Here is a 2243-nt window from a genome sequence, read left to right on the forward strand (position 1 = left end):
CCGCAGCCGGCGCAGCGCGCGGATCGCGCGCGGCGGCATCGCGAGATAGACCTCGATGTCCGGGATGCCGGTCGACACGTACGCGGTGTAGACGTCGCCCCACGGGATCGTCGTCGCGCTGCGCTCGACGCCGTCGCGCACGAACGTGCGCGTCTTCCACGCCAGCGGGACGTCGACGAGCTCGCCGCCGATGCGCGCTCGGCCGCCGCGCGCGAGCCCCTCGACGCTCGTCCTCGCCGTGCCCGGGCTCGTGCCGCCCGCGGCCTCGAACGCGAGCACGAGCGCCGTCGCGTCGGGCACCGCGCGCTTGAGCAGCGCGGCGACGCCATCGGTCGGCACGACGTCGAAGCCGACGCCGGGCACGACGACGATGCCGCGCTCGCGCGCGCGCGCGTCGGCGCGATGGCAATGCGCGAACACGTCGATCTCGCCGGTGATGTCGAGGTAGTGCACGCGCCGCTCGAGGCACGCATCGAGCAGCGGCGCGGCGGTGCGCGAGAACGGCCCCGCGCAATTGAGCAGCAGGTCGACGCCGTCGAGGCCGCGCGCGATCGCGCCCGCGTCGTCGAGGCCGAACGCGCGCGAGCGCAGGCCGAGCCGCTGCGCGAGCGCCTCGACCGCCTCGCGGTGGCGGCCGCCGAGCACGGGTGCGAGCCCGCGCCGCGCGGCTTCCTCGGCGATGAGGCGACCGGTATAGCCGTTCGCGCCGTAGACGAGCGCGCGCTGCATGTCCGCGCTCATTTCGCGGCCTCGGGCGTCGCGTACAGCTGCTGCGCGCGCTGGAACAGCACCCACGACGTCGCGATGTATTTGTTGCCGCCCCTGGGCATGTTGCCGCGATGGGTATGGGTGAAGCCCGCCGGTGCGAGCAGCAGGCTGCCCGTCTTCGGCACGATGCGCCGCTGCTGGAACAGGAACTCGGTTTCGCCGTCGCCGAAGCCGTCGTTGAGGTAGATCGTCCAGAGCAGCACGCGGTGCAGGTTGTCGTCGGTCTCGACCTTCGGCGAAATCTCGCTGTGCCAGTACGGGTAGCCGCCCTGGTCGGCGTAGTAGCGCTGGATGTTGATGCCGCCGGGCCGGAACAGGCGCACGATCAGCTGCTTGAGTTCGGCGTCCGGCATCGCGCGCACGTCGTCGACGCCGAGCATCTGCATCTGCTCGCTCGCGCCCCGCTTGCGGTAGAGCGCGGTCGGCGCGAGCGCGAGGTGGGTGTACTTGCGCAGGTACGCGACGAGTCCCTGCAGCATCGCGCCGTTGAGCAGGCTCTCGGCGCTCTTCCACTCCGGATGGCTGCTCACGTGCAGGTCCCAGGAGTCCTTCAGGCGCGTGTTGACGCCGCCGGTCGTGCGGCCGCGCACGACCTTGTCGCTCGCTTCGAACGCGGCGACCAGTTCGGCGCAGACCTTCGCATCGAGCGCGCCGTCGTAGACCTCGATGAAGTCGTCCATGCTCAGGTCGCCTGCGGTGATCGAACGTTCAGGTCGCGCATCGGACGATGCTCGCGGCATCCGATCGAGGGAAATGGCCATGTCATCGTTCGGACTCTATATCATCGGTGCGATCGTGCTCATCGGCGGCCTCGCCTACGCCGCCTGGCTCGTCCACGTGCCGTCGCAGTGGATCGGCGCCGGGGCGGTGATCCTGCTCGGCGGATGCATCCTCGGTGCGGTCACGCATACGCGCCGGCGCGATCCGCCGGCGTGAGGTGGTACGCGGTGACGCGCTCCACTTCGTTCTTCGAACCGAGGAACACCGGCACGCGCTGGTGCAGGCGTTCGGGCACGAGCTCGAGGATGCGCTCGCGCCCGGTCGTCGCCGCGCCGCCCGCCTGTTCGACGATGAAGGCCATCGGGTTCGCCTCGTACATGAGGCGCAGCTTGCCCGGGGAGCGCAGGTCCTTGAGGTCGCGCGGATAGATGAAGATGCCGCCGCGGGTCAGGATGCGATGCACGTCCGCGACCATCGATGCGACCCAGCGCATGTTGAAGTCGCGCCCGCGCGGACCCGTCTTGCCCGCGAGCAGTTCGTCGATGTAGCGCCGCATCGGCGCCTCCCAGTGGCGCATGTTCGACATGTTGATCGCGAACTCCGAGGTGTCCTCAGGGATGCGCAGCTTCGAGTGCGTGAGCGGGAAGTTGCCCTGCTCGCGATCGAGCGTGAACTGGTAGACGCCGTCGCCGAGGGTCAGCACGAGCACCGTGCTCGAGCCGTACACCGCGTAGCCGGCGGCGACCTGCTGCGTG

The 2243-nt window shown here is 70.2% G+C and carries 4 protein-coding genes; 1 reads left to right on the forward strand and 3 read right to left on the reverse strand.

Going from position 1 to position 2243, the window contains the following annotated elements; all coding sequences use genetic code 11:
• Both VI238_RS12410 and VI238_RS12415 read right to left on the reverse strand, forming a co-directional pair.
• On the reverse strand, positions 1-741 hold a 741-nt coding region (locus VI238_RS12410; protein WP_331651800.1), incomplete at its 3' end, for a saccharopine dehydrogenase family protein.
• Positions 738-1448: a 2OG-Fe(II) oxygenase gene (locus VI238_RS12415; protein ID WP_331651802.1), complete on the reverse strand. Its 711-nt coding sequence runs from the start codon at positions 1446-1448 to the stop codon at positions 738-740. The genes VI238_RS12415 and VI238_RS12410, both read right to left, overlap by 4 nt.
• A gap of 79 nt (positions 1449-1527) precedes the next feature.
• Here VI238_RS12415 and VI238_RS12420 point away from each other — a divergent pair, with 79 nt between their 5' ends.
• The gene (locus VI238_RS12420) at positions 1528-1704 is read left to right on the forward strand and encodes a hypothetical protein (RefSeq protein WP_331651804.1); all 177 of its coding nucleotides are present in this window, start codon (positions 1528-1530) and stop codon (positions 1702-1704) included.
• Here VI238_RS12420 and VI238_RS12425 read toward each other — a convergent pair.
• A partial coding sequence (locus VI238_RS12425; RefSeq protein ID WP_331651806.1) for a class 1 fructose-bisphosphatase occupies positions 1670-2243 on the reverse strand: 574 nt, incomplete at its 5' end. The two genes, VI238_RS12420 and VI238_RS12425, sit on opposite strands and share 35 nt — an antisense overlap.

The organism is Dokdonella sp. (assembly GCF_036518555.1).
In the GTDB taxonomy this organism is placed as follows: Bacteria; Pseudomonadota; Gammaproteobacteria; order Xanthomonadales; family Rhodanobacteraceae; genus Dokdonella_A.